This is a genomic window from Amycolatopsis sp. NPDC049688 (assembly GCF_040674975.1).
Lineage (GTDB): Bacteria > Actinomycetota > Actinomycetes > Mycobacteriales > Pseudonocardiaceae > Amycolatopsis.
On sequence record NZ_JBFANY010000002.1, the window covers coordinates 879,110 to 903,688 of the forward strand.

The 24,579-nt window shown below is 71.3% G+C and carries 29 protein-coding genes; 18 read left to right on the forward strand and 11 right to left on the reverse strand.

The features are described from left to right. Positions 1 to 63 precede the first annotated feature (63 nt). Positions 64 to 273, forward strand: coding sequence for a sigma factor-like helix-turn-helix DNA-binding protein (locus tag AB0J55_RS10250; protein WP_004559389.1), 210 nt, complete (start codon positions 64 to 66; stop codon positions 271 to 273). Further along, complete coding sequence (locus AB0J55_RS10255) at positions 273 to 800, forward strand: Clp protease N-terminal domain-containing protein (RefSeq protein WP_364245472.1); 528 nt, start codon at positions 273 to 275, stop codon at positions 798 to 800. Before AB0J55_RS10250 ends, AB0J55_RS10255 begins: the two co-directional genes overlap by 1 nt. Here AB0J55_RS10255 and AB0J55_RS10260 read toward each other — a convergent pair. Further along, the gene (locus tag AB0J55_RS10260; RefSeq protein ID WP_364245475.1) at positions 779 to 1,417 is read right to left on the reverse strand and encodes a hypothetical protein; all 639 of its coding nucleotides are present in this window, start codon (positions 1,415 to 1,417) and stop codon (positions 779 to 781) included. The two genes, AB0J55_RS10255 and AB0J55_RS10260, sit on opposite strands and share 22 nt — an antisense overlap. Before the next feature lie 61 nt (positions 1,418 to 1,478). Here AB0J55_RS10260 and AB0J55_RS10265 point away from each other — a divergent pair, with 61 nt between their 5' ends. After that, positions 1,479 to 2,930 (forward strand): PLP-dependent aminotransferase family protein, encoded by a 1,452-nt coding sequence (locus tag AB0J55_RS10265; protein ID WP_364245477.1) that lies wholly within the window; start codon positions 1,479 to 1,481, stop codon positions 2,928 to 2,930. A gap of 493 nt (positions 2,931 to 3,423) precedes the next feature. On the opposite strand, the gene AB0J55_RS10270 is transcribed toward AB0J55_RS10265, so the two are convergent. Together AB0J55_RS10270 and AB0J55_RS10275 are read right to left on the reverse strand one after the other, a co-directional pair. Further along, complete coding sequence (locus AB0J55_RS10270; protein WP_364245480.1) at positions 3,424 to 4,575, reverse strand: hypothetical protein; 1,152 nt, start codon at positions 4,573 to 4,575, stop codon at positions 3,424 to 3,426. A gap of 826 nt (positions 4,576 to 5,401) precedes the next feature. Further along, entirely contained in the window at positions 5,402 to 6,568 is a 1,167-nt protein-coding gene (locus AB0J55_RS10275) for a pyridoxal phosphate-dependent aminotransferase (protein WP_364245483.1), read from the reverse strand. 29 nt (positions 6,569 to 6,597) lie between these two features. On the opposite strand from AB0J55_RS10275, the gene AB0J55_RS10280 reads away from it, so the two are divergent. Beyond that, the gene (locus AB0J55_RS10280) at positions 6,598 to 7,896 is read left to right on the forward strand and encodes a DUF445 domain-containing protein (protein WP_364245485.1); all 1,299 of its coding nucleotides are present in this window, start codon (positions 6,598 to 6,600) and stop codon (positions 7,894 to 7,896) included. 213 nt (positions 7,897 to 8,109) lie between these two features. On the opposite strand, the gene AB0J55_RS10285 is transcribed toward AB0J55_RS10280, so the two are convergent. Then, positions 8,110 to 8,571, reverse strand: a complete 462-nt coding sequence (locus AB0J55_RS10285; RefSeq protein WP_364245488.1) for a CGNR zinc finger domain-containing protein — start codon at positions 8,569 to 8,571, stop codon at positions 8,110 to 8,112. 82 nt (positions 8,572 to 8,653) lie between these two features. On the opposite strand from AB0J55_RS10285, the gene AB0J55_RS10290 reads away from it, so the two are divergent. The 3 genes from AB0J55_RS10290 to AB0J55_RS10300 are packed head-to-tail and all read left to right on the forward strand — an operon-like array spanning position 8,654 to position 10,008. After that, positions 8,654 to 9,022 carry a VOC family protein gene (locus AB0J55_RS10290; protein WP_364245490.1) on the forward strand — a complete coding sequence of 123 codons (369 nt, stop codon included), beginning with the start codon at positions 8,654 to 8,656 and terminating at the stop codon, positions 9,020 to 9,022. A 7-nt stretch (positions 9,023 to 9,029) separates the two neighbouring features. After that, positions 9,030 to 9,392 carry a zf-TFIIB domain-containing protein gene (locus tag AB0J55_RS10295; RefSeq protein ID WP_364245493.1) on the forward strand — a complete coding sequence of 121 codons (363 nt, stop codon included), beginning with the start codon at positions 9,030 to 9,032 and terminating at the stop codon, positions 9,390 to 9,392. A 1-nt stretch (position 9,393) separates the two neighbouring features. Then, positions 9,394 to 10,008 (forward strand): AAA family ATPase, encoded by a 615-nt coding sequence (locus AB0J55_RS10300; protein ID WP_364245496.1) that lies wholly within the window; start codon positions 9,394 to 9,396, stop codon positions 10,006 to 10,008. Here AB0J55_RS10300 and AB0J55_RS10305 read toward each other — a convergent pair. Then, positions 10,001 to 11,149, reverse strand: coding sequence for a methyltransferase domain-containing protein (locus AB0J55_RS10305; protein ID WP_364245499.1), 1,149 nt, complete (start codon positions 11,147 to 11,149; stop codon positions 10,001 to 10,003). The genes AB0J55_RS10300 and AB0J55_RS10305 overlap by 8 nt on opposite strands. Positions 11,150 to 11,292: 143 nt before the next feature. Between AB0J55_RS10305 and AB0J55_RS10310 the strand changes: the two genes are divergently transcribed. The 6 genes from AB0J55_RS10310 (at position 11,293) to AB0J55_RS10335 (ending at position 15,982) form a co-directional block, all read left to right on the forward strand. Next, a complete protein-coding gene (locus tag AB0J55_RS10310; protein ID WP_364245500.1) occupies positions 11,293 to 11,691 on the forward strand; it encodes a helix-turn-helix transcriptional regulator in 399 nt (132 codons plus the stop codon). Continuing rightward, positions 11,688 to 12,377, forward strand: coding sequence for a hypothetical protein (locus AB0J55_RS10315; protein WP_364245503.1), 690 nt, complete (start codon positions 11,688 to 11,690; stop codon positions 12,375 to 12,377). The genes AB0J55_RS10310 and AB0J55_RS10315 overlap by 4 nt, the downstream gene beginning before the upstream one ends. A gap of 84 nt (positions 12,378 to 12,461) precedes the next feature. After that, positions 12,462 to 12,755 (forward strand): DUF2516 family protein, encoded by a 294-nt coding sequence (locus AB0J55_RS10320; protein ID WP_364245505.1) that lies wholly within the window; start codon positions 12,462 to 12,464, stop codon positions 12,753 to 12,755. Between the two features lie 235 nt (positions 12,756 to 12,990). Beyond that, positions 12,991 to 13,533 carry a YbaK/EbsC family protein gene (locus AB0J55_RS10325; protein WP_364245508.1) on the forward strand — a complete coding sequence of 181 codons (543 nt, stop codon included), beginning with the start codon at positions 12,991 to 12,993 and terminating at the stop codon, positions 13,531 to 13,533. Next, entirely contained in the window at positions 13,530 to 14,537 is a 1,008-nt protein-coding gene (locus tag AB0J55_RS10330) for an ornithine cyclodeaminase family protein (RefSeq protein WP_364245510.1), read from the forward strand. The genes AB0J55_RS10325 and AB0J55_RS10330 overlap by 4 nt, the downstream gene beginning before the upstream one ends. After that, a complete protein-coding gene (locus tag AB0J55_RS10335; RefSeq protein WP_364245512.1) occupies positions 14,534 to 15,982 on the forward strand; it encodes an aromatic amino acid lyase in 1,449 nt (482 codons plus the stop codon). Before AB0J55_RS10330 ends, AB0J55_RS10335 begins: the two co-directional genes overlap by 4 nt. A 426-nt stretch (positions 15,983 to 16,408) precedes the next feature. On the opposite strand, the gene AB0J55_RS10340 is transcribed toward AB0J55_RS10335, so the two are convergent. Beyond that, positions 16,409 to 17,086, reverse strand: coding sequence for a hypothetical protein (locus AB0J55_RS10340; protein WP_364245514.1), 678 nt, complete (start codon positions 17,084 to 17,086; stop codon positions 16,409 to 16,411). A 60-nt stretch (positions 17,087 to 17,146) separates the two neighbouring features. Here AB0J55_RS10340 and AB0J55_RS10345 point away from each other — a divergent pair, with 60 nt between their 5' ends. After that, positions 17,147 to 17,710: a cadmium resistance transporter gene (locus tag AB0J55_RS10345; RefSeq protein ID WP_364245517.1), complete on the forward strand. Its 564-nt coding sequence runs from the start codon at positions 17,147 to 17,149 to the stop codon at positions 17,708 to 17,710. Between the two features lie 242 nt (positions 17,711 to 17,952). Here the strand turns inward: AB0J55_RS10345 and AB0J55_RS10350 are convergent, their stop codons facing one another. Together AB0J55_RS10350 and AB0J55_RS10355 are read right to left on the reverse strand one after the other, a co-directional pair. Next, the gene (locus tag AB0J55_RS10350) at positions 17,953 to 18,663 is read right to left on the reverse strand and encodes an ABC transporter permease (protein WP_364245520.1); all 711 of its coding nucleotides are present in this window, start codon (positions 18,661 to 18,663) and stop codon (positions 17,953 to 17,955) included. Continuing rightward, positions 18,660 to 19,352: an ABC transporter permease gene (locus tag AB0J55_RS10355; RefSeq protein WP_364245523.1), complete on the reverse strand. Its 693-nt coding sequence runs from the start codon at positions 19,350 to 19,352 to the stop codon at positions 18,660 to 18,662. The genes AB0J55_RS10350 and AB0J55_RS10355 overlap by 4 nt, the downstream gene beginning before the upstream one ends. Positions 19,353 to 19,490: 138 nt before the next feature. Between AB0J55_RS10355 and AB0J55_RS10360 the strand changes: the two genes are divergently transcribed. Beyond that, positions 19,491 to 20,411 carry an ABC transporter substrate-binding protein gene (locus tag AB0J55_RS10360; protein ID WP_364245526.1) on the forward strand — a complete coding sequence of 307 codons (921 nt, stop codon included), beginning with the start codon at positions 19,491 to 19,493 and terminating at the stop codon, positions 20,409 to 20,411. Between the two features lie 100 nt (positions 20,412 to 20,511). Here AB0J55_RS10360 and AB0J55_RS10365 read toward each other — a convergent pair whose 3' ends face one another. Together AB0J55_RS10365 and AB0J55_RS10370 are read right to left on the reverse strand one after the other, a co-directional pair. Then, positions 20,512 to 21,288 carry a class I SAM-dependent methyltransferase gene (locus AB0J55_RS10365; protein ID WP_364245529.1) on the reverse strand — a complete coding sequence of 259 codons (777 nt, stop codon included), beginning with the start codon at positions 21,286 to 21,288 and terminating at the stop codon, positions 20,512 to 20,514. A 29-nt stretch (positions 21,289 to 21,317) separates the two neighbouring features. Next, positions 21,318 to 21,788, reverse strand: coding sequence for a MarR family transcriptional regulator (locus AB0J55_RS10370; RefSeq protein ID WP_364245531.1), 471 nt, complete (start codon positions 21,786 to 21,788; stop codon positions 21,318 to 21,320). Positions 21,789 to 22,008: 220 nt separating this feature from the next. Here AB0J55_RS10370 and AB0J55_RS10375 point away from each other — a divergent pair, with 220 nt between their 5' ends. After that, positions 22,009 to 22,443, forward strand: a complete 435-nt coding sequence (locus AB0J55_RS10375) for an SRPBCC family protein (RefSeq protein WP_364245534.1) — start codon at positions 22,009 to 22,011, stop codon at positions 22,441 to 22,443. 96 nt (positions 22,444 to 22,539) lie between these two features. After that, positions 22,540 to 23,547, forward strand: coding sequence for an NADP-dependent oxidoreductase (locus tag AB0J55_RS10380; RefSeq protein ID WP_364245537.1), 1,008 nt, complete (start codon positions 22,540 to 22,542; stop codon positions 23,545 to 23,547). Here AB0J55_RS10380 and AB0J55_RS10385 read toward each other — a convergent pair. Beyond that, positions 23,544 to 24,167: an HAD family hydrolase gene (locus AB0J55_RS10385; protein WP_364245540.1), complete on the reverse strand. Its 624-nt coding sequence runs from the start codon at positions 24,165 to 24,167 to the stop codon at positions 23,544 to 23,546. The genes AB0J55_RS10380 and AB0J55_RS10385 overlap by 4 nt on opposite strands. A gap of 70 nt (positions 24,168 to 24,237) precedes the next feature. On the opposite strand from AB0J55_RS10385, the gene AB0J55_RS10390 reads away from it, so the two are divergent. Next, the gene (locus AB0J55_RS10390) at positions 24,238 to 24,576 is read left to right on the forward strand and encodes a helix-turn-helix transcriptional regulator (protein ID WP_364245543.1); all 339 of its coding nucleotides are present in this window, start codon (positions 24,238 to 24,240) and stop codon (positions 24,574 to 24,576) included. Positions 24,577 to 24,579 lie beyond the last annotated feature (3 nt).

The following is a 24,579-nucleotide window of genomic DNA, read 5'->3' on the forward strand; positions in this document are numbered from 1 at the left end:
GCTTCGCGCTGAACGTGTCAACCGCAGTTGACACGCGCCGGATGTCAACGTAGGTTGACAAGCATGACCGAAGCAACGGACCTGGCCGCCCGGGCCGGTGACCGCGATCCCCGGGTGGGACTGCGTGCGGTCGCCGCGCTCCGGCGGCTGCTGGAACAACTGGAGGCCGTGCAGGTGCGCAGTGCGCGGGTGCACGGCTGGTCGTGGCAGGAGATCGCCGCCGAGCTGGGGGTCAGCCGGCAGGCCGTGCACAAGAAGTACGGGAGGCACTGATGTTCGAGAGGTTCACGGACGAGGCGCGGATGGCCGTCGTCGAGGCGCAGATCGTGGCGCGGCAGTCCGGGTCGGTGGAGATCGGGCCGGTGCACCTGCTGGCCGGGCTGGTCAAGGCCGACGTCCCGCTGCTGACCGCGGTGGGTGTCTCCGCCGACGACATCGCCGAAGAGCTGGCCCGCACCCGGCGCCGCGGCGGGGTCAGCGACGCCGACGCCGAAGCCCTGACCGAGTTCGGCATCGACGTCGAGCAGATCGTCGAACGCGTCGAGCAGACCCACGGCGAAGGGGCGCTGGCCGGACGGCTGGGCCCGGCCAAGCGCGGGCACCTGCCGTTCACCGCGCAGTCGAAGAAGACCCTGGAACTGAGCCTCAAGGAAGCCGTCCGGATGGGGGACAAGCACCTGGGGCAGGAGCACATCCTGCTGGCGCTGGCGCAGCAGCGCGGCACCGAAGAGGTGCTCGCCCGGCGCGGCGCCGACTACGCGACGCTGCGCCGGGTCGTTCAGGAGCGCAAGGCCGGCTGACGTTCGCGCCACACGACCAGCGGCAGCAGGGCCTGGGTGAGCGGGCCGATCGCGAGGGCGTAGAGCACGGTGCCCACGCCGACCGTCCCGCCGAGGAAGAAGCCGCCGACGACCACGGTGACCTCGATCCCGGTGCGCACCAGCCGGACCGACCGGCCGGTGCGCGCCGCGAGCCCCGTCATCAGGCCGTCGCGGGCGCCCGGGCCCAGCCGGGCGCCGACGTAGGTGGCGGTCGCGAAGCCGTTCAGCGCGACCCCGCCGGCCAGCAGCGCGATCTGCCAGCCGAGGTCGTGGGCGTCCGGGAGCACCGCCCGGACCAGGTCGACGGTCACCGAGATGACCACGACGTTCGCCACCGTGCCGATCCCCGGGCGCTGGCGCAGCGGGATCCACAGCAGCAGCACGGCCACCGAGATCACGCCGGTCACCGTGCCGAACGTCAGGCCGGTGTGCTTCATGACGCCCTCGGCCAGCACGCCCCACGGCTCGAGCCCCAGGTGGGCGCGGGTGAGCATGGCGACGCTGGTGCCGTAGAGGGCGAGCCCGGCGAGCAGCTGGACGCTGCGCCGGGCGGGGTTGCGGGTGATCCGGACGGGACGGAGATCAATCTGAGCCACGTGCCCACTATTGACGGCGAGTGGCCTGGTAAACCATAGCCAATTCTGGAATATTGGTCTTATGGAACCGCTGATCCCGCTGGGTGGACGCATCTCCGGTCCGCGATTGGCCGTCATGCTGGGCTCGTGGCGCCAAGGCTCCCGGCAGGGCGCGGCGGACCTGGCCGCGGCCATCGAGCTGCAGGTGCTGGACGGCCAGCTCCCGCTCGGCACGCGGCTGCCCGCCGAGCGCGAGCTGGCCGACGCGCTCGGGGCGAGCCGGACGCTGATCGGCGCGGCCCTGGACCGGCTGCGCGAGAACGGATTCGTCGCCAGCCGCCGGGGCGCCGGTTCGTGGATCACCGCACCCGGACGGCGCCGCCGGGACGCCGTGGTCCCGGACGGCGACGACCTGATCGACTTCGCCCACGCCTCGCCGGCGGCTCCGCCCGGGATGGTCGCGGCGGTCGACGCGGCCCGCTGCGCGCTCGTCGACCACCTCGGGCAGCACGGCTACCAGGAGCGCGGCCTGCTGGGCCTGCGAGAGAAGATCGCCCGGCGCTACACCGAGCGCGGCCTGCCGACGACGGCTGCGCAGATCATGGTCACCAACGGCGCGCACCACGCGTTCGTGCTGGTCCTGCGGATGCTGACCGGCCCGGGCGACCGGGTGCTGGTCGAGCAGCCGACCTACCCGAACGCCCTGGAAGCGATCCGCGCCGCGCACGCCATCCCGGTGCCGGTCGCGCTCGACCCGACCGGCACCCGCAGCTGGGACATCGCCGGCATCGACGCGGCGCTGCGCCAGGCGTCACCGCGGCTGGCGTACCTCGTGGTCGACTTCCAGAACCCGACCGGCCTTCGTCTGGACGCCGAAGGCCGCGAACGGCTCGGCGCGGTCCTCGCCCGGGCCCGGACGCCGGTGGTGGTGGACGAGACGCTGGTCGAGCTGGACCTCGAAGGCGACCCGCTGGACGGGCCGCCGCCGCTGGCCGCGTTCGGCGGCGACCTGGTGATCTGCGTCGGCTCGGCGTCGAAGTCGCACTGGGGCGGCCTGCGGCTGGGCTGGATCCGCGCGTCGGAAGACCTGCTCGGCCGGCTGGTTTCGGCGCGCTACGCCGTGGACCTCGGCTCACCGGTGTTCGAGCAGGTCGTGTTCTCGGAACTGCTGGAGGCCGACGGCTGGGCGGCGCTGGCCCGCCGTCGCTCGGAGCTTCGGGTACATCGGGACGCGCTGGCGGACGCGGTGGAGCAGCACCTGCCGGACTGGACGTTCACCCCGCCGAAGGGCGGCCTGTCGCTGTGGTGCCGGATGCCGGAACCGGTGAGCTCCCGGCTGGCGGTGGCGGCGGCGAGCCACGGGATCCAGGTGGCGCCGGGCTCCCGGTTCGGCGTCCACGGCGGCATGGAGCGCTGGCTCCGGCTGCCGTTCGCGTTGCCGCCGGAGAAGATCCACGAGGCGATCCGCCGGCTGAGCGCGGCCGAGGCGTCGGTGCGGGGAACGCCGGCCTCGCTGGACGCGCCCATCGCATGAACGAACCGGTGCGCTGGATGCGAGCCTGCTCCCAGGGATGGGCGGCGTTCGGGTGCATCCAGCGCACCGGTTCGTTGTTCCACACCCCCGCTCACGGACGTGACCCCGTTCGCGGGTACCGCGGCTTCCCGGCACCGCCCCTCGACGTGCCGGGAAGCCGGCGGTTCAGGTGCGCTCTCGGTACTGCGAGTCCTCGCTCGGCGCGGTGAGCAAGGACTCCCGGAGCGCGCCCGGTGTGGGTCCCGGCGTCGCGGGGGCAGCGCGACGCCGGGACCGGGATCCGACCCGGCCGGGCGCGGTCGGCCGGTCGGAAAGACGGGGGTTTCGCATGGTTTTCGCCCCTGGGGTACGTCGGGCGCGCGGCGGCGCCACGAGACGTGAAAGAACCACGGATTACGTACTGGAGCTGGGGATTCTCACGCCTCGACGGCGTGCGGGCGCGCGCAAACGATCTTGTTTTGGGCGCACTTGTCCCCGGCTGCCCGGGTCGGGGTCAGTCGGGAGAGGTGGTGGGGAGGGCGGCTTCCCGCCCGGCGCCGTCGACCTCGTGGTCGCGGCTGGTGCCGATCAGCTTGAGCTGCGTCGTGGTGACGTCGTCGGTGTGGACGGCGAACGCGTGGCGCACGCCGCCGGGGCCGTCGTGGCCCGGGGTGACGGTCGGGGCCGGTGCGCTCGGGGCGGTGGTGCCGCCGGGCAGGCCGGGCGTCGAGTCGCCGCCGCCGGTGGTGGCGTGGGTGCCGGAGTCGCGCGGCTGGTCCTGGACCGCAGGCAGCGATTCCGCGTGCCGGACGACCAGGTGCGTGCCCGCGAACCGGGTGGCCTGCTGGTCCGCCGCCGTCGTGGCGACCGCGGCCTGGACCGGCTCGACGGCCGTGGCCTGCGTGACGCCGGTGATGGTCACGACCGGCACCGTCGTGGTGACGCCGCCGGGGTTCGAGCTGCCGAGCACCGGGCCCAGCACGTCGTCGAGGGGCAGCAGCACCGGCGCGCCCGGGTAGTTCGGGGACGGCTGGGTCAGCGGCGCGAGCACGGTGTGGGAAAGCGTGTCCGTCAGGGTGCCGACCGTGTCCGTGACGGCGCCGAGGGTGCCCGTGACGGTGGAGACCGTCCCGCCGACCACGTCGAGGACGCCGCCGACGAGCCCGCCGACCAGGCCACCGCCGGCCGGCGCGGCCGTCGTGGTGTCCTTTGTGGTCCCGACCACGCCGCCGACCGCGTTGAGCGTGCCGCCGACCAGGCCGTTGACCAGGCCGCCGGAGGACGTGGCCTTCGTGGTAGCCGGCTCTTCGGTGTCCTTTGTGGTCTCGGCCGGGGTGCTGCTCGTGGCCTTCGGGACCTCGGTGTCCTTTGTGGTCTCCTCGGCCGGTGGCGGCTCGGCGGTGTCGGCCTTCGGCTGCACCGGGCACGCGGCGGCGTCGGTCTCGTGGTGGCTCTTGCGGTGCCTGCCGAGCAGGAGGGGGTGGGCGGCAGGGTCCACAGTGGAAACGGCGGGGGCTTCCGGGCAGGTCGGCGCGTCGGCGGCCGACGCGGTGCTGCCGGTCAGCGCGGCGCCCAGCAGCCAGCCGGCGAGGGTCAGGCCGCCGGCGAACAGGATCTTGGCGGCGGGCCGCTGCAGGGAGGCCGCCCACGGGCGCGGAGCTCGCACGCGCGCGTACGAGGCGGTTTCACCCCGAGTGAGGGCAGGCCGAGCGGGGGCGCCGTGGCGCACGTCCGCCGTGCTGCTCACCGCCACCACCACCGTCCGCGCCTGAGGCTCTCGCGTCGAGCCTGTGCTTGCTGTGTCTTTCTCCGGCCAGGTCGCAGTTCCCCCGGGGCTGCACTCTTTCTAGCACCGCTCGGGAGTCTTTCATCTCTCCCGCGTTCGATCCAGCCCGCAAGGCGGAACGGCCCTCCCGGGCAAGGCATCTGCGGCCGGAAAGTTGATCACTCTCAGTGCCGTTCGGGTGCTTCGCTGCGGCCATTCGGAGGAGCGATGCCATTTGCCGCTGCGCGGGCTGACCTGATGTTTCCCGAGTGTCGATCGCGATGCGTGCCGACACGGTTCCGTTCCGTGGGCGCACCCGGGTTCCGGCCAAGTGACCGGAAATACGTCCGGGATGTGGGACGGTCACTGGGCCGAACGGGTTCCACGCGCGGCTTCGGTTGTGTTGTGCCGGAAATGTTTTCCTCGCGGCGGCGGGGAATCCGGCTGCGGTCCGTGATCGCGAACCAGGTGTCCCGGCGACGCCGGACGGCGTCAAGCGCGGCGAAGCGTCGGCAGGCGGAGACGCGCGCCGCGGACGTCTCCGGCTGCTGAAGCCGCCGCGGGAAGCCGATCACGTCGATTGCGGAGCGTGACGGCAGGTGGCGGCAAGTGGTGGACGGCCGCCCGGCCGGCCCCGGCGCCCCCAGGACCGGCCGCCGTCCCGCCCGCCCTCGGTACCGCCGCGGAAACGGACCGCGAACGGGTCTACTCGACCCGGGCGCGGTCGTCAGACCAGTTTGCGCAATCGGGTGATGGCCTCGTCGATCACCTCGTTGCGCTTGCAGAACGCGAAACGCAGCAGGTGTTTCCACTCGTCCGGGTGATCGGTGAAGACCTTCACCGGCACCGCCGCCACCCCCACCCGGCCCGGCAGTTCCCACGCCAGGTCGGCGGCGTCGGCGAACCCGAGCGGCCGCACGTCGACGCAGACGAAGTAGGTCCCCGCCGTCGGCCGCACGGCGAACCCCGCGTCCGCGAGCCCGGCCGAAAGCCGGTCCCGCTTGTCCTGCAGCGACGCGCGGAGGCCGTCGACCCAGGGCAGCTCGTGGTCCAGCGCGTACGCGACGGCCGGCTGCAGCGGACCGCCCGACACGAAGGTGATGAACTGCTTCGCCGCCTTCACCGCGGCGACGAGCTCCGGCGTCGAGCAGACCCAGCCGATCTTCCAGCCGGTGCAGTTGAACGTCTTGCCCGCGCTCGAGATGCTCACCGTCCGCGGCCGCATGCCGGGCAGCGCGACCAGCGGGATGTGCTCCGCGTCGTCGAAGACCAGGTGCTCGTAGACCTCGTCGCAGATCGCGATGAGGTCGTGTTCGACGCACAGCGCGGCCAGCGCGTCCAGCTCGGCCCGGGTGAACACGGTCCCGGTCGGGTTGTGCGGCGAGTTCACCAGGATCGCCCTGGTCCGCGGCGTGACCGCGGCGCGCAGACCCTCCACGTCGAGACCGAGCCGGCCGTCGGGGCCCTCGACCAGTCCGACGACCCGCCGTTCGGCGCCGGCCATGGCGACCGCGGCGGCGTAGGAGTCGTAGTACGGCTCGATGACGATGACCTCGTCGCCGGGCTCGGTCAGCGCCAGCAACGCTGCCGCAATGGCCTCGGTCGCGCCCGCGGTGACCAGGATCTCGGTGTCCGGGTCGTATTCGGTGCCGTACCGCAGCCGGTGCCGCGCGATCGCGGCCCGCAGCTCCGGCCGCCCGGGGCCGGGTGGGTACTGGTTGGCGCCCCCGAACAGCGCGTTCTTCGCCGCTTCGAGCATGCCGTCCGGGCCATCGGTGTCCGGGAAGCCCTGGCCGAGGTTGACGGCGTCGTGCTTGACGGCCAGCGCCGTCATCTCGGCGAAGATGGTCGAGGTGAACGGCCGGAGGCGGGGGACGAGAGCAGGTTCGCGCACGATCAGCCATCCTCACGGACAATGGCGATGTGGAGCAACTGACCCCCGCGAAGGTGACGCCCGCCGACCCACCGGGCGGCGCGGCCGGTGAAGAGGAAAAGCGGCGTGCGCTGCGCCGGATGAAGCTGGTCGCGCTGTCGTTCCTGCTCGGCGCCACGCTCGTGTTCCTGCTGACCAGCTGGGCACAGTCGGCCGGCTGGCCGGGCTGGGTCGGCTACGTGCGGGCCGCGGCCGAAGCCGGCATGGTCGGCGCGCTGGCCGACTGGTTCGCCGTCACGGCGCTGTTCCGGCACCCGCTCGGGCTGAAGATCCCGCACACGGCGATCATCCCGAACAAGAAGGACGCGCTCGGCAACAGCCTCGGCGACTTCGTCGGCTCGAACTTCCTGTCCGAGGAGGTCGTGCGCGACAAGCTCAAGCGCGTCGAGATCGCCCGCCGCCTCGGCGGCTGGCTCGCGGAGCCGGACAACGCCGAGCGCGTGACGTCCGAGCTGGCCACGGCCGTCCGCGCCGCCGTGAAGGTCCTCCGCGACGAGGACATCCAGGCGATCATGGAGCAGGCCGTCGCGCGGCGGATCATCGACAAGCCGTGGGGCCCGCCGCTGGGCAAGATCCTGCAGGGCGTGTTCGCCGACGGCGCGCACCACAAGCTCGTGGACCTGATGTGCGACCGCGCCTACGAGTGGGTCCGCGACAACCACACGACGATGCTGCGCGTGGTCTCGGACCGGGCGCCGAGCTGGTCGCCGAAGTTCGTCGACGAGATGCTCGCGGACAAGGTCTACGGCGAGGTGCTGTCCTTCGCGTGGGCGGTGAAGACCGACGTCAACCACCCGATGCGGCTGGCGCTGGACAAGTTCCTCGGCGAGTTCGCCCAGGACCTGCAGACGAACCCGGACGTGATGGCCCGCGCCGAACAGGTCAAGGGCCAGATCGTGCACCACGAGGAGGTGCAGCGGCTGATCGGCTCGGCGTGGAGCACGGCGAAGGAAATGCTGCTCACCGCGGCTGAGGACCCGTCGAGCGAGCTTCGCCGGCGCGTCCGGCTCGGGCTCACCTCGCTGGGGCAGCGGCTGATCACCGACGACCAGCTGCGGTCGAAGGCCGACGGCTGGGTCGAGGGGGCCGCCGCGTACCTGGTGCGGAACTACTCACGGGAGATCACCACGATCATCACCGACACGGTCGAGCGGTGGGACGCGGAGGAGACGTCCCGCAAGATCGAGCTCCAGGTGGGCCGCGACCTGCAGTTCATCCGGATCAACGGCACCGTGGTGGGCGCGCTCGCCGGGCTCGTCATCTACGCCGTGGCGGAGCTGCTGTTCTGAGGGGCCGGGTCGTATACCACACCCCGGGGGGTTTCAAACCAGTTGTCCACAGGAACCTGAGTTATCCCCGGGGTTATCCACAACTTTTCACGGTGATGGCCTAACGGCTGTCCACAACGTGTGGGGGCGAGGCCGTCCGGGGCGTGGATATGTGGTGCTTCGTCCCCAAGTTGTCCACAGCCGATCGAGGGTCCGCCGCTCGGATGAGGGGTTTCAGCCCGCCGCCGCGCGGGCGCGCCAGCCCCGGGCCTTTTCGCGGTTGCCGCAGACGCGCATCGAGCACCACGTCCGCGAGCGGTTGCGCGACTCGTCGTAGAACGCCCAGAGGCAGGTGTCGGCGGGGCAGATCTTCAGGCGGACCCAGTCGCCGCGCACGACGAGCCGCGCGCAGGCCGCGAACACCGCCCCCACGACGTCGTCCGCGACGAGCGCCGGCCCTTCGGCGGTGAGGGAGATCCGGGTGTCCACGTCGACGCTGCCGTGGGGAAGCCGCGGGTCGCCGATCGCCGCGCGCAGGGCGTCCCGCGCCGCGCGCGCCTCGGCGGCCGGGTTGGCCGCCAGTGCGTGCGCGGCCGCCCACCCGTGCCACTGCCCGGGATCTTCGAGCAGGTCAGTGCCCTCTTCGACGTTGACCGTGTTGAGGAACTCCACCACGAGAGAGGCGTCGCTGTGCACTTACCGATTGTACGGCGGTTGCCTCCGGGGGTGCTAACCCACATAATCGCTTCACTGGTTACTCAAGATCGAAGGAGCGACGATGAGTGCGGTACCGACCCTGGGCGTGGTGGCCCTCGACTGCCCCGACCCGGTGGCACTCGCCGAGTTCTACCGCTCGGTGCTGGAGTGGGAAGCGCCCGAGGTGGCCGAGGACGGGCACTGGGTGACGCTGGCCAACCCCGCGGGCGGCGCGGGCATCGCGTTCCAGCGGGTGCCCGACTACCGGCCGCCGGCGTGGCCGTCCGCGGACCACCCGCAGCAGCTGCACCTGGACCTGAACGTCACGGACCTGGAGGCGGCGCACGAGCGCGTGCTCGGCCTGGGGGCGAAGCTGCTCGACGACAAGCCCGAGACGTTCCGCGTCTACGCCGATCCCGTCGGGCACCCGTTCTGCCTCTGCGCCTGCTGAGGAGTTTTTGCGTAGGCTTTGCGGTGTGATTTGTCCGAAGTGTCAGAACCGGATGCGGACCGTCGACAAGAACGGCATCCACATCGACCAGTGCGAAGGCTGCCGCGGGATCTTCCTGGACCGCGGTGAGCTCGAGGCGATCGTCGGCGCGGAGAGCTCGTTCTACGGCCACCAGCCGCCGCCGTACCAGGGCGGACACGGCCGGCCGGACTCCCCGCGCCCCTACCGCGGCGGCTACCCGGACTCCCCGCGGCCGCACCGCGGGTACGCGGACTCGCCGCGGCCCTACCGCGGTGGCCACGCGGACTCGCCGCGGCCGTACGGGCACGGGCACCGCAAGCGCAGCTTCCTCGAGAACCTGTTCGACTGAAATGGGTCTCGACCTGCGGATCTGCCCGGCCTGCGGGGAGCTCGCCGAATGCCCGGTCGTCACGGGCGCGGTGGTCGCGTGCGCGAAGTGCGGGCACGAGTGGCCGTTCCGGAAGCTGCCGCTGTTCGCCCTGACCGGGCCGAGCGGGGCGGGGAAGTCGACGATGGGGCCACTGCTGGCCGAGCGGTTCGGCGGCGACGTCGTGGTGCTGGACCAGGACGTCCTCTGGATCGACGCCCTGCGCGACGCCGTCACGTCGTTCCGCTCGGTCTGGCTGCGGATGGCGGCGATGCTGCACCAGAACGGCCGCCCGGTCGTGCTGTGCGGGACGGTGGCGCCACCGGAGTTCGAGCCGTTGCCGGAGCGCGCGTTCTTCAGCGACATCCACTACCTGGCGCTGGTCGGATCGCCTTCGTCGCTGCGCGCCCGGCTGCGGGCGCGACCGGCGTGGCGCGAGTGGGACGAGGAGCGGATCGACGAGATGCTGGAGTTCAACGACTGGCTCCGGACGTCGGCGCCGGCCCTCGGCGTCGACCTCTTCGACACCACGGACGTCTCCCCGGCGGCGACGGCCGACCACGTCGAGCGGTGGATCCGCGCGCGGCTGCCTAGGTGAGCGGCCAGGCGCGGCCGTCCGGGGTGTCGAGCCAGAACTCCTGGCGGCCGGCGGTCACCGTCAGCCCGAACCGGTCGCGGTCCGGCTTGCCCAGCTCGCACCACTCGACGTAGGCCGCCTCGGCGACCTCCCACAGCGCCCGCGGGCCGCCTTGGGCCACCTCGTCGGCGCCGCCGCGCTTGCGGTGGCGGACCCACGAGCCGTCCGGGTGGACCAGGGTGACGCCCGCCGCTTCGTCGTCACCGCTTTCGCGCACCGGCCGGACGCCGGGCAGCGCCAAGCCCGCGAAGAACTCGAACTGCCGGCGCGGCTGGAGCACCGCCGACATCGGCAGCCGCGTCTGCTCCCAGTCGCCCCGCGACGGCATCGGCAGCGGGCCGGCGTCGGGCAGCCGGTGCGCGCGAAGCGGCATGAAGCGGCCGTCGCGCGCGAGGACGCGGCCCTGAGCGGTGCCGTCCGCGCCGACGACCAGCCGGACCAGCCCGGCGCCGATCGGGCGGTTCAGCGTCGTCACGATCAGCCCGCCCGGTTTCGTCTGCGCCAGCCAGGCCACCGGGATCTGCGACACCGACGCCGTGCACAGCACCCGGTCGAAGACGGTGCCGGCCGGGAAGCCGAGCGCGCCGTCGCCCACCGCGCAGGCCGGGCGGTACCCCGCCGCGGCCAGCCGCTCGCGCGCCGCCGCGACGATCCCCGGATCGATGTCCACTGTGGACACCTGGCCGGCGCCGCAGCGGTGGCTCAGCAGGGCGGCGTTGTACCCGGTGCCGGTGCCGATCTCGAGCACGCACTGCCCGTCGCGCACCCGCAGCTCCTCGAGCATGATCGCCATGATCGACGGCATGCTGGACGAGCTCGTCGGCGTGCCCGCCACCGGCCCGGTGCGCCGCGCGAGCTCCCAGCAGCCGGGGTCGTCGTCCAGCTGCGTCACCAGCACGTCGCGGGAGTAGACGGTCTCCAGCCAGCCCGGGTCGCCGCGCGCGACCGCCGCCCACAGCCCGCCCGCGGGCACGAAGAACCGCGGCAGGAAGACGTGCCGGGGGACGGCGCGGAAGGCGGCGATCCACTCCGGGGCGTGCAGGACGTCCTCGTCGAGCAGGTGCTCGACGAGCCGCCGCCACAGCCGGGCCGAGCGCGTCATGGCACCACGGTAGCGGTGCGCATCACACCCGATGGTTGCAAGCAGAGTGCTTGCAATAGCTAGCACTCGGGCGTACCGTCGAAGTGTCGCGAGGAGGTGACCGGATGACAGAGACCGGTGGGACGTCAGGATCCGGCAGTCCCATGGAAAAGGTCGCGGACATCGCTTCCGACATCGGCGAGTACATCCGCCAGCAGCGCAACACCGCGAAGATCTCGTTGCGCCAGCTGTCGAAGCTCGCCGGCGTGTCCAACCCGTACCTGAGCCAGATCGAGCGCGGGGTCCGCAAGCCCAGCGCGGAGATCCTGCAGCAGATCGCCAAGGGCCTGCGCATTTCGGCGGAAGCGCTGTACGTGCAGGCCGGGATCCTCGACCTGCCGACGGGCGGCCCGGTCGGCGACGCGATCCGCGCCGACGCCGAGCTGACCGAACGGCAGAAACAGGTCCTGCTCGACGTCTACGAGTCCTTCCGCCGGGAGAACGCCGCGGCCCGGCCGGCCGCCGCTCCCGCCCCAGCCACGAACACCGAGGAGTCAGCATGACCACCCCCAAGACCGAAGACGTGAAGAAGGCTGTCACCACCGCCCTCGACCAGGTCCGCACCCCGCTGCTCGCCGCGCTCGGCGCCGGCAACCTGGCCACCCACGCCGTCACCGACGCCGTGGCGAAGGCCAAGGAGAACGTGACCAAGAGCGGCGAGGCGGCCCGCAAGAACCTGCAGGAGCTGCCGACCGACGTCGAGAGCCTGCGCGAGAAGCTGGACCCGGCCGAGCTGCGCAAGGTCATCGACGAGTACACCGAGGCCGCGCTGAAGCTGTACAACAAGCTGGCCGAGTCGGGCGAGCAGGCGTGGGACAAGATCGCCGCGCAGCCGCAGGTCAAGAAGGCCATCGAGCAGCTCGAAGAGGCGCTGACCACGGCGCAGGGCCAGGTCGAGGGCGTCACCGCCGAGGTCCGCGAGCGCGTCGACGGCGTGCTGGGCAAGGTGACCAAGCGCACCCGTTCGGCGGGCGAGAAGACGGCCCGCAAGGTGACCGAGGTCGCCGGCGAGGCGGCCGACGCCATCGAGGAGCTGGGCGACGACGTGGCCCACGAGACCCGTTCGGCCAGCCGCCGCGTGGCGAACAAGACGGCCCCGAAGACGGCCGCCCCGGCCCGCCGCACGACGACGTCGACCACGACGAGCACCGCCGCGAAGAAGCCGGCCGCGCCGAAGACCGACAAGTGACAACGCTGTGAACTCCTGGCCCCGTCCCCGGACCCCCGGTGGCGGGGCCGGGGTCGTTCGGGCGGTTTGCCGTAAGCTGTCGCTGTGCTAGTCGCCATCTGGATCCTCAATGTCATCCACTGGGGCAGCGCGCTGGTCGGGCTTTTCGCCTTCGTGCACGCGCTGCTCCAGCGCGCCGACGCGTACTCGGCAGCCGACCGCAAGACCAAGCCCATCTGGATGCTGATCACGGGCGGCGCAACCCTCGCGATGGCGTTGTTCAACGTGATGGGCCCGGGAATGATCTTCTGGGTCCCGGCCATGGCGGCGGTGCTGGTCTACATCGTGGACGTCCGCCCGAAGCTGATCGAGGTCCAGCGCGGCGGCTCCAGCTGGTGAACGCCGCCTGTCGCGCCGGATAACCTCAACCCGGCCGGCTCACTCAGGCTTGCCCTAGACGAGCTCGCTCAGGTAGGCGAGCATCCCGCCCCGTCCGCTCGGGCGAGCCTCCCGCCCCTTCCATGAGCCTGCTCACCCTGCCCCTCGCAGCGGCCAAGCCCTTTCCCCCCTCGGCCGAGGCGCACCTCCTTCCCGCCCCCACCCGCCCCGGCGGCGCGCTTGTTTTAATGGGGTCGTGACCTGGACGATCGCCGGGAGCCTCACCGTCGTTCCCGCCCCCACGCGTACTGACCTGCTCGCCGAGCCCGTGGCCAAGGCCCTGGCCGCGCTCGCCGACCCGGATGCCGTCGGCGTCGCCGAGATCGACCCGGCCCTCGCCGACACGGCCGCCTTCTGCGAGACCTACGGCTCGCCGCTCGAAGCGTCGGCGAACTGCGTCGTCGTCGCCGGCAAGCGCGCAGGCGAAGTCCGCTTCGCGGCCGCGCTCGTGCTCGCGACCACCCGCGCCGACGTCAACGGCGTCATCAAGCGCCGTCTCGACGTCCGCAAGGCGTCGTTCGCGCCGATGGACGAAGCCGTCTCGCTGACCGGGATGGAGTACGGCGGCATCACGCCCGTCGGCCTGCCCGCCGAGTGGCCCGTCCTGATCGACCGGCGCGTCGCCGACGCACCCGAGCTGGTCATCGGCAGCGGGATCCGCGGCAGCAAACTGCTGATCTCCGGCGCCGCACTGGCCGCCCTGCCCGGCGCCGAGGTCATCGAGGACCTCGCCCGGTGACGTCCGTCTGGCTCCGGTACCTCACCGGCGCCGACATCGACTTGCTCGGTGTCACGGACGCCGACATCGTCGGGGCGGTCGAGGACGTCCTCGCCGACCACGGCCGCGGTCAGGTCGTCTTCGAGCCGCGTACGCACCTCGTGCCGGACAACGGCGGCAAGGGCCACTTCAACATCCTTCGCGGCCACCTGTCCGCGAAGCAGGTCAGTGGCGTGAAGGTCGTCGGTGACTTCGTGGGGAACTTCGAACGGGGCCTCCCTTCGGAAATGGCGTTGATCCTCCTGCTGGACCCGGACACCGGCATGCCGCGGGCGATCGTCGACGGCACGATGATCACCGAGGCCCGCACCGGCGCGATGACCGCCGTCGGCGCGAAATACCTGGCCCGCCCGGATTCCCGGGTGCTCGGGCACATCGGTGCTCGCGGAACCGCCTGGTGGAACGTCGTGCTGCTGGACTCCTTGTTCGACTTCGCCGAGATCCGCGTGACCAGCAAACGCCCGGAATCCCGCGAGGACTTCGGCCGCCGGCTGTCCGAACGGCTCGGCAAGGACGTCCGCGTCTGCGCCACGGCCGAGGAGACCCTGGACGGCGCGGACATCCAGGTCGAGGCCTCCCGGCTGGTCGAACCCGAACCGCTGGTGCGGCGCGAGTTCCTCCGGCCGGGCACCTTCCTGGTGCCCTACGGCACGATCAGCGCGCTCGAGCTCACGCTGCTCGACGACATCGACAAGGTCGTGGTCGACGACTGGCGCGAATCGCGGTCCGGCAACCCGCGGTTCGGCGCCCTGCGCCCGCAGCTCAACGCCGGCCTCCTCCGCGAGGACAACGTCCACGCCGAGATCGGCGACGTCGTGGCCGGGAAGAAGCCAGGCCGCGAGCACGACGCCGAACGGATCCTGTTCTGGCACCGCGGACTGTCCACAACGGACGTTGCGGTGGCGAACATGATCCTCGCCCGTGCCGAGGCTTCCGGCGTCGGCACCATGCTGCCCTACCGATGATCGTCTCCGACAGCGAGTTCGCTGACAGTGAACGGTTGATTCTGGACAAACCGCTGGTAGAAGCCCTGAAGCGGCGCCGCGAAGAGCTCTTGACAGCTCTTGCCGGGCGGGCGGAACCGGTCTACGGCGTCAACACCGGGATGGGCAGGCTCGCGGGTGTCGCCCTCGACGCGCGGCAGCAGGCGGAGCACCAGCGCAACCTGCTGATCGGCCGCGCGGTCGGCGGCCCGCCGTGGCTGCCACCCGAGGACGTCCGCGCGCTGCTCGTCGTCCGGCTGCGGGATTTCCTGCGGCCGTGGTCGGGGGTGAGCCCGGAGCTGGTGCAGTTCCTGGTGGACCGCCTGAACGACGGCTTCACCCCCGCGGTCCCGCGGTTCGGCCTCGGCAGTTCGGGCGAGATCATCGCGCTGTCGCACGCATTCCAGACGTTCCTCGGCATCGGCACGGTCCTGGAGGACGGCGCCGAAGTGCCGGCTGCGTCGGCGCTCGCCCGCCGGGGTGCCACGCCTTATGTCCTCGGGCCGAAAGAAGGCGCTTCGCTGCTTCAGGGGTCTCCGCTCGCCGTGATGCACGCGCAGCGCGGCTGGACCGAAACCCAGCAGGTCATCGACCTGCAAACGCTCACCGAGGCGATGGCGATCGACGTGCTCGGCGCACCGCGCGAGGTCTTCGCCCCGGTCATGGCGGGCGGCGACGACCACCTGCGGACGTTGCTGCACGAGCTGAATTCCCTGGTCGGGATCGGCCCGGTGCGGCACGGAATCGTGCAGGCCCCGCTGTCGGTCCGCGTGGCGCCGCGGGCGCTCGCCCACGCTTCCCGCGTCAACGCGGACCTGCACGAGACGTGGCGGCGCTGGGGGACGATGCCGGGCGATTCGCCGTCTTTCGTCGACGGCTCGTTCGTGCCGGGAACGGGTTACCACGCGGTGGACCTGGGCTTGCGAATGGACGCGGTGACTGCGGCGCTGGTGCACCTCGGCGAGATTTCGGTGCAGCGGACGCACCGCCTGCTGGACGAGCGGTTCACCGGGCTCCCGGCGCAGCTCACGGCGGACCCGGGACCCCAGGCGGGCCTGGCCCCGCTGCACAAGCGAGCGGCGGGCGAACTGCAGGCGTTGCGCCGGCTGGCGGCACCGGCCACGCTCGGTTCGATCGACACATCGGCGGGCCAGGAGGACGTCCAGGCGTTCGCCACCGCGGCCGGCGAGCAGCTGCGCGCGGCGGCTGGTCATGTTTTCGCGATCACCGCGTGCGAGCTGGTGACGGCCTCCCAGGCGCGGTATTTGGCTGGTGGTGACGGGGTGCCGGGGCTGCGAGCGGGTTATCGGTGGGTGCGGTCGGTGGTACCGCCGGTCGACGAGGACCGCCCGCTCGGGCCGGAGATCGAGCGGCTGATCACGGCGTGCCGGGCGGCGTTCTTCGACGACTTGGCCACTCTTACCTGACTTTTCGAACTCGCATACGTTTTCGTTGTCTACTGCGGAATCACGGTGCGGAGTTCCCTTGCGCAGCAGCACCTTTCAGCGTTCTCAGTGCGCCTTGTGCGCGCCTCCTCGCCCCTCGGCCCGCGGGGGCGCCCCCCGTCTCGACACTATCGCGCGCGACCGACATTTTCGGGGCCGTGCCGGGGAAATCCACGGGGTTGTCCACAGCTTTGCCCAGATGTGGACAACCAGCCTCCGGAGGCCGCCGAAACGGACAGCCGGATCGGACGGCGCGCTACGTTTGCCGGTGAGCGCCCTCCGGGGACGCGGACCCCGGGGAAGGAGGGATACGACGGCGGGTTCGCGTGAAGGTGAGGGTGCGGGCATACGGACGGAAGCCGAGATCGCGATACAACGGGAGGGCACCCACGGACTTCGGATGACCGATCACCGGGTACACGACGGCTTCGCGAGCGCCGGCGTGGCGGGCCGCGTGCAGCGCGGCGAGGCACACCGCGCGGGCGAGCCCGTTCGGCGGAACTCCGGCAAGGTTCCGACGGGCTCCAGCTCGCCGACGGCATTGAGCTCGTCGAGCCAGATGAGGCACTGGGCGGCAAACCGGCCGTCGGATGCTTCGGCGACCCAATCCAGCCCGGCCCGGTACGGCCAGGCGGTGAACCCACCGGGCACCACAGGCTCGGGCAGACCCACGAGGAGGCGATACATATACGACTGGAAAACGGCACCTTCCCGAAGCGCGTAACCGCTTCGCTCCAGAGCGGCGACGACATGCTTCTCGGCGTCGAGCACGGTGACAGCGAGCTCGTCGGCGGAGGCGGTGGCTTCGAACCAGCCGAGCACCTCGGACGCGAGGCCGGGGCGTGCCGGGTCCACGAGCAGCGCGAGTTCACCGGGTAGCGAAATCCACCCCCACGCAACGACTTCGCCACCCGTTTCCCACAGCACGGTCGGCCACTCGGTTTCCCGGCCGGCGTGCTGGAACCGCTGCCACGCGAGATCCCCGACGTGCACCGAACTCGCCTTCGACCAGATCCGCTGGGCCAGGCTCTGCATGGCCCGCAGGTCGGCCGGACCGGTGTAGCCGCGGCGCGCGACGACGGGCATGGGCAGAATCGTCCTGTGCCGCGCCGGCCTTCGCCAAGCGGTTTTACCGGAAGGGCGGGTGTGGACGCCGGACTGCTCGGACGCGCGGCCGCGATGTTCGCGGTGACTAACGTCGACGACTTGGTCCTGCTCGCGGTGTTCTTCGGCCAGGCGGCCGGACGCCGCGGCGAGCTCAAGGTCGTGGGCGGCCAGTTCCTCGGCTTCGCGGCGATCCTGGCGGTCTCCTTCGCGGGCGCGCTCGGAGCCGGGCTGCTCCCGGATGGCGCCGTCCGCTGGCTGGGCGTGCTACCGGTCCTGCTCGGAGTCCGCGCGGCCTGGCAGGCCTGGCACCAGAACGACGACGAGCCGCCCCCGGCAACGGGCCTGCTCGGGATCGCACTGGTGTGCTTCGCCAACGGCGGCGACAACGTCGGCGTGTACGTCCCCGCGTTCGCGGCCACCGGTCCCGCGGGCTTGGCGGGCTACGCGGCGGTGTTCCTGACGAGCGTGGCGGTGTGGTGCGTGATCGGCCGGTTCCTAGCCACCCGGCAGGGCGTCGCCCACGTACTCGCCCGCTGGGGCCACGTGGTGCTACCGGCCGTCCTGATCGCGCTCGGCGTGCTGATTCTGATCGGCGCGTTCTAGGCGACAGTTTGGCGGTGGAGGGGAGGGGGAGGGCCCTGAAATCGTGCCGGCGGACGCTCCACCACGGGAGCACGTGGCGACGCGCGGACGATTTAGTCGGTCCTGATCCAGCCGGACGAAGGTGATCTGCCGATGTTGCATCGCCCGCGGGACGAGGGACGCGAGTACGCCTTCACGGTCTCCGGCCGGGACCAAGCCAAAGCCACCATCGCCCTCTGGCTCCGATGACCTACAGAACGGCTCTAGTCGCGGCGCGCGTTCTGCAAAGCCAGCCCCCGCGGCGTAGCCACCCGGGTCAGCAGGGCGAATGCCCCATCGCACACCAGCGCCAGCACCACCGCAGCCAGACCTCCGGCGAAAATCTCGCCATAACCCTGGGCGCCCACCGCGAAGCCGTCGACGATGTAGCGGCCCAGGCCGCCGCCGTCGTTGACGATGGCTCCGATTGCCACCGTGGCGATCAGCTGGAGGAACGACACCCGCGCGCCCGCCAAAATCACCGGGGACGCCAACGGGAACTCCAAGCGCAGCATGATCTGCCACTCCCGGTAGCCCGTTCCCCGGGCCGCGTCGACCGTCTCCTGCTCCAGCGACACCACGCCCGCGTACGTGTTCGTGAACAACGGGGGCATCGCCAACGCGACCAGAGCCAGCAGCAACGGCCAGAACGTCGTGTCCCACTCCCAGCGGCTGGCCAGGAACCAGAACAGGATGATCAACCCGAAACTCGGGATCGCGCGGCCGATGTTCACCGCGCTGCTCGCGAGGAACGCGCCGCGGCGGTAGTGGGCCAGCCACAACGCTGCCGGGATCGTCAGCACCGCCGCGATCACCAGCGCCAGGAGGGAAAACCTGAGGTGCTCCAACGTCCGGTACGGCACGCCCGCCCGGTCCGTCCAGCTCCACCGGTTCGGGTCGGCTAGCCACGCGTTCAGCTGGTCGAGGAAGCTCATCGCGCCTTCCGGGTCCAAGGGGTCAGCAGGCGCTCGCCCAGCCACAGCAGCAGGTCGACGACCACCGCCAGCACCACCGACAGGCCCATGCCGACGATGATCTCCGTGGGGTTGGGCGTGGTGTTCTGGATGCCGGCGCGGATGAAGTAACCGAGGCCGCCCAGTCCGAGCATGGACGTCACCGTGACCAGGCCGATCGTCGTCACCGCGGCCACGCGCAGGCCGGCGATCACCACCGGCAGCGCCAGCGGCAGCTCGATCTGCCACAGCATCCGCGTGCGCGTGTAGCCCATCCCGATCGCGGCTTCGCGGACCTCCTTGGGCACCTGGTCGACGCCGGTGACGATGTTTCGAACCAGGATGAGCAGCGTGTACGTCGCGAGCGGGATCATCGCGGTCACGAACGTCAGCCCGAAAAACGGCGCCAGCAAGGCGAACGCGCCCAGGCTCGGGATCACGTACAGCGCGCCCGCCGTGCCCAGGATGATCCCGTACGACCAGCGGTAACGCAGCGCCAGCACCGCCAGCCCGATCGACACCACCAGGCCGATGCCCAGCGCGGCCCCGGTCAGGGAAATGTGCTCCAGGAGCCGGTCGACGATGGCGTCGGCGTTGCGGTCCACCCACCGCCACTGGAAGATCGGGGGCCCGCTGTCGGCGGCCCGTGGCGTCACCGCGGTCACGTGCACCGGCCGACCCTACCCCGATCGGGCGGCATAATTCCGCAGGCTGGGAATTTGAGCCGGTTCGTCCCAGCATGTGGATTTCTGTCGGTGGGCCGGGCTAGGGTCCTTTCGTCTGTTCGAGTGACGAGGGAGTGGGGATTCGTGCGCTGGTTCCGGAACGCGTCGGTGGTGGCGGTGGCCGTCGCGGCGACGCTCGGTTTGGCCGCCTGTGGTGGCAGCGACAGCGGTGACAAGCCCGCCGCGCAGGGCAAGGGCGGGGCGCCGATCGTCGTCGCGTCCTTCAACTTCACCGACAGCCAGATTCTCGCCGAGATCTACGCCCAGGCGCTGGAAGCCAAGGGCTACCCGGTGACGCGCAAGCTGAACCTGGGTTCTCGGGAGCTGATCTACCCGTCCCTGAAGTCCGGCGAACTCCAGTTCATCCCGGAGTACCAGGGCGCGGCGATCACCACCGGCTTCGGCAAGGAGGCGGGGAAGTCCGCGCAGGAGGAGCACGACCAGCTGGCGAAGCTGTTCGAGCCCAGCGGCATCGGCCTGCTGAACTTCGCGCCGGCCGAGGACAAGAACACCTACATCATCAAGTCCGACCTGGCCAAGGACAAGGGCATCGCGTCGATCAGCGACCTGAAGAAGCTCGACAAGGTCGTCATGGCGGGGCCGCCGGAGTGCGAGAAGCGCCTTCCGTGCTTCCTCGGCTTCAAGGACGTCTACAAGCTGACGAACATCACCTTCCAGACGATCCAGGAGGCCGGGCCGCGCGTCGAGCAGCTCAAGTCCGGGGCCGTCACGGTCATCCCGGTCGACTCGGTCAGCCCGCTGACCGGTGACTCGAAGTACACGGTGCTCAAGGACGACCTCAACATCGTGCCGACCGAGAACGTCGTGCCGGCGGTGAACAAGAAGGTGCTCGACGAGCGCGGCGCGGACTTCGCCAACGCGGTGAACGCGGTCAGCGCGAAGCTCACGACCGACGTGATGCGCGACCTGAACAAAAAGGTCGACTCCGACGGCGAGCAGGCCGCGGACGTCGCGAAGGACTGGCTGGCCCAGGCCGGCCTCTGACCCGCCACCGCCGGCCGCCCGAACGGGGCGGCCGGCGGTGGTCAGGTGTGCGGCCGGCGGTCCTCAGGCAGTCACCCGGTGGCCGCTGCAGGACCGCCAGTCACGCCGTTCCCCGGGCCACCCATGCGCGGGCCGTCAACGGGATCGTCCCGTCCGGGTTCGTCGGCAGCCGGCTTCGCAGCAGCTCGCGGATCCGGTCCCGCTGCCCCTCCGGCAGGGTCGCGAGGTACGCCGGGCCGGGGCCCTGGCGGCCGAGGAATGGCTGCCAGTAGTCGTCGAAATTCGTGAACACCGTCGGGATCGTGATCTCGTCGATCGTCACCTCGGTCAGGCCCGCGTTCGTCCACAGGCGGCCGAACGGCTCCGGGCGGCACAAGGGGTACCGGCGGCCTTCGTGCAGCTCCGCGGCCGCCGGGTCGACCTCGGCCGCCGCGTCCCAGAACCTGCGGAGCAGCTCCATTCCCTGTGCCAGGTCCCACAAGTACGCCACCGCCTGGCCGCCTGGGGCCGTCACCCGCTTGATCTCCGCCGCGGCTGCCGGTGGGTCGGGGACGAAATTGAGGACCAGGCCGGACACCACCACGTCGAAGCGGTCGTCCGGGAAGGGCAGCTCTCGGGCGTCGGCGACGGTGAACGACACCCGGGGATCCGGAACTCGCTCGCGGGCGGACGCCAGGAATCCCTCGGACGGGTCCACTCCGGCCACCTCCACCGGGTCGGCCGCGGCCAGCACCGCCGCCGTCAGCGCACCCGTTCCGCAGCCGACGTCGAGCCAGCGGCGGCTCGGCGGGGCGTCGAGGCGCCGCACGAACGTCTCCGCCAGCCGGCGGCTCCACCGGCCCATGAATGCCTCGTACGCGTCACCCGACTGCCACATGCGACGCAGTACAGCACAAAAACCGCTGGTCAGCCGTTGGCCAGTTCCCCGGTGGCCGTGTGGCCCGCCGACGTTGCGCGGCGCAGGAACCCGGCGATCAGCTCGAGCTCCTCCTCGCTGTAACCCGCGCACAGGTCATCCATCGCCGTGCTCATCCCGGCGTACAGCCGGAACAGCTCGCCGGTGCGGCCGCGGACCGCGCGCACCGCCACCGACCGGCGGTCGGCCGCCTCCGGGTCGCGCTCGCGGACCACCCAGCCGCCCTTCTGCAGGCGGTCGAGGATGCCCGTCATCGTCGCCGGGTGCAGGCCCGCGCGGCGGGCCAGCGCGCTCGGGCTCAGCGGGCCGTGCCTGCCGATCAGCTCGAGGCAGTCCAGGTCGACGTCCTTCAGCGCCAAGTGGGCGCTGACCTGGTGGTTCAGCAGCGACAGCTGGTTGCGCAGCTCTCGTAGCGACTCCTTCACCGCCACCGTCGACCGGCGGTGCGCTCCCGAACCCATGCCGGGCAGCCTAACCGCCGGGCGCCATCCTCGTGTACGCGCGGACGTCGGCGTCCGAGCCAGGGCCAACCGCAGCTCATCGCGAGCCGCCGACCCCGGAAACGGCTGTCCAGAGCGGACTTCCGCCGCTCACCATCCGGGACGTCCGAGGGCGGCCGCCGGTGGTGCGGCGCGCGGTGAAATCGTGGACCCTGACTCGTACGCCGGGAGAAGGAGTGAAATGGGAAAGGTCACGGCCACCGCGGAGCGCACCATCGACGCTCCGGCCGACAAGGTCCGCGCGCTCGTCGCCGACTACGCCGAAACGCGCCCCAAGCTGCTCACCGAGCACTACCGGGACTACCAGGTGACCGAGGGCGGCGTCGGCGCCGGGACCAAGGCGGGCTGGAAGCTGCAGGCGACGTCCAAGCGCGTCCGCGACGTCAAGGCGACCGTCACCGAGCCCCGGCCGGGCACGTTGGTCGAGACCGACGCGAACTCCAGCATGGTCACCACCTGGACGGTCACCGAGGCGGGTGAACGCAGTGTGGTGAAGATCGAGACCACGTGGGACGGTGCCGGGGGCATCGGCGGCTTCTTCGAGAAGACGTTCGCGCCGGGTGGGCTGAAGAAGATCTACGACGGGGTGCTGGAGAAGCTCGCCGAGATCGTGTGACGCCTCACAATCGGAATCTGCGCCCCGGTTAGCTGGTTACATCGGGTGGAATCCGGGGCGCCTGCCCCGCTTCGAGAACTTGGAGGAGATCCGACGATGAGCACGGCGACCGAAATCCGGCTGGCCTCGCGTCCGGAAGGTGTTCCGACGCACGACAACTTCGAGATCGTCGACACCGAGGTGCCGGCTCCGGGTGAGAACCAGATCCTGGTCCGCAACCTGATCATGAGCGTCGACCCGGCCATGCGCGGCCGCATGAAGGACGTCAAGTCCTACGCGCCGCCGTTCCAGGTCGGCGAGGTCATGTCCGGCGGCGCGGTCGGCGAGGTCGTCGAGTCCGACGTGGACGACGTCAAGCCCGGTGACCACGTGCTGCACCAGGCCGGCTGGCGCACCCACGCCGTGCTCGACGCGGGCCGGTACGTCAAGGTCGACGGGACCGCGGCGCCGCTGTCCACCTACCTCGGCGTGCTCGGCATGCCGGGCCTGACCGCGTACGCCGGCCTGCTGGAGTCGGCCGAGTTCAAGCCGGGCGACACCGTGTTCGTCTCCGGCGCAGCCGGGGCGGTCGGCTCGCTGGTCGGGCAGATCGCGAAGCTGAAGGGCGCCAAGCGCGTCATCGGCTCGGCGGGCTCGGCGGAGAAGGTCCGCCACCTGCTCGACGACCTCGGCTTCGACGCCGCCTTCAACTACAAGGACGGCCCGGTCGTCGAGCAGCTGCACAAGGCGGCGCCGGAGGGCATCGACGTCTACTTCGACAACGTCGGCGGCGAGCACCTCGAAGCCGCGATCGACGCGATCACCGTGCACGGCCGGATCGCCATCTGCGGGATGATCTCCACCTACAACGACACCGAGCCGACGCCGGCGCCGCGCAACCTCGCGCAGGTCATCGCCAAGCGGCTGACCATCCGCGGCCTGCTGGTGCTCGACCACTGGGGCCTGCAGCAGCAGTTCGTCAGCGAGGTCGCGCCGCTGGTCAACTCCGGCGAGATCAAGTACTCGGAGACCTTCGTCGACGGCATCCGCAACGCGCCCGAGGCGTTCCTGGGCCTGCTGTCGGGCGCCAACACCGGCAAGATGCTGGTCCGGATCGCCGACTAGAGCAGTTCGGCCAGCTCGGTCAGGGCCGGGATCGTGTACGTCGGCTCGGGTGAGCCGGGCAGCGGGCGGACGCCGGGGCGGGCGAGCAACGCCGTCCGCAGCCCGGCCGCCTGCGCGCCCGCGATGTCCCAGTCGTGCGCGGCGACCATCACCGGTGTTTCGCCGGGGTAGGCGGCCACGACCTGGCGGTACGGCTCCGGCGCCGGCTTGAGCCGGCCGACCTGCTCGGCCGAGAAGATCCGGTCGAGCAGGGGAGCCAGCCCGGCGTTCTGCAGCTGCGCCTCGGCCGTCGCGAGCGGCGAGTTCGTCAGCGCGACGACGGTGTGGCCCGCTTCGCGCAGCTTGAGCAGCCCGGCTTCGACATCGGGGTGGGCAGGCAGGGTCCGCAGCCCTTCGCCGATCGCCGCGAGATCGAGCTCCCGCCCGTGCCGGGCGGCGACCTCGACCGCGGCGTCGCCGGCGATGCCCGCGAAGTCGCGGTAGCCGCCGGTCGCCGTCACGGTCAGGACGGTGTGGATGGCCAGGCCGAACCACTCGCGCCGCAGCTGGGGCCCGCCGACCAGCGCATCCATCGGGGTGAGGTCGAGCAGGGTCTCGTTGACGTCGAACACGCACAGCATGCCGGGCTCCGGAGGTTCGAAGTTGTTCGTACCTCGCCGAAGGTACGACAGCTGTCGTACCATGTCCAGCATGCCCGGTGAACTGCCCGTCCCGGAGATGGCCGACGTCGACCTCGGCACGGTGCTGTCGGCCCTTGCCGACCCGCACCGCCGCGCGGTGGTGCTGGAACTGGTGGCCGGCGACGGCACCGAGCGCGCGTGTTCGTCGTTCCCGCTGCCGCTCGCCAAGTCGACCCGCACGCACCACTGGAAGGTGCTGCGCCAAGCCGGCCTGGTGCGGCAGCGTGACGCGGGGAACGGCACGTTCGTCCGGCTGCGCCCCGAGTTCGGCGCGAAGTTCCCCGGGCTGCTCGACGTCGTCGCCGGGCTCAGTGCTGCTCGGTCGGCGCACTTGCCGAGTGGCCGATGATCC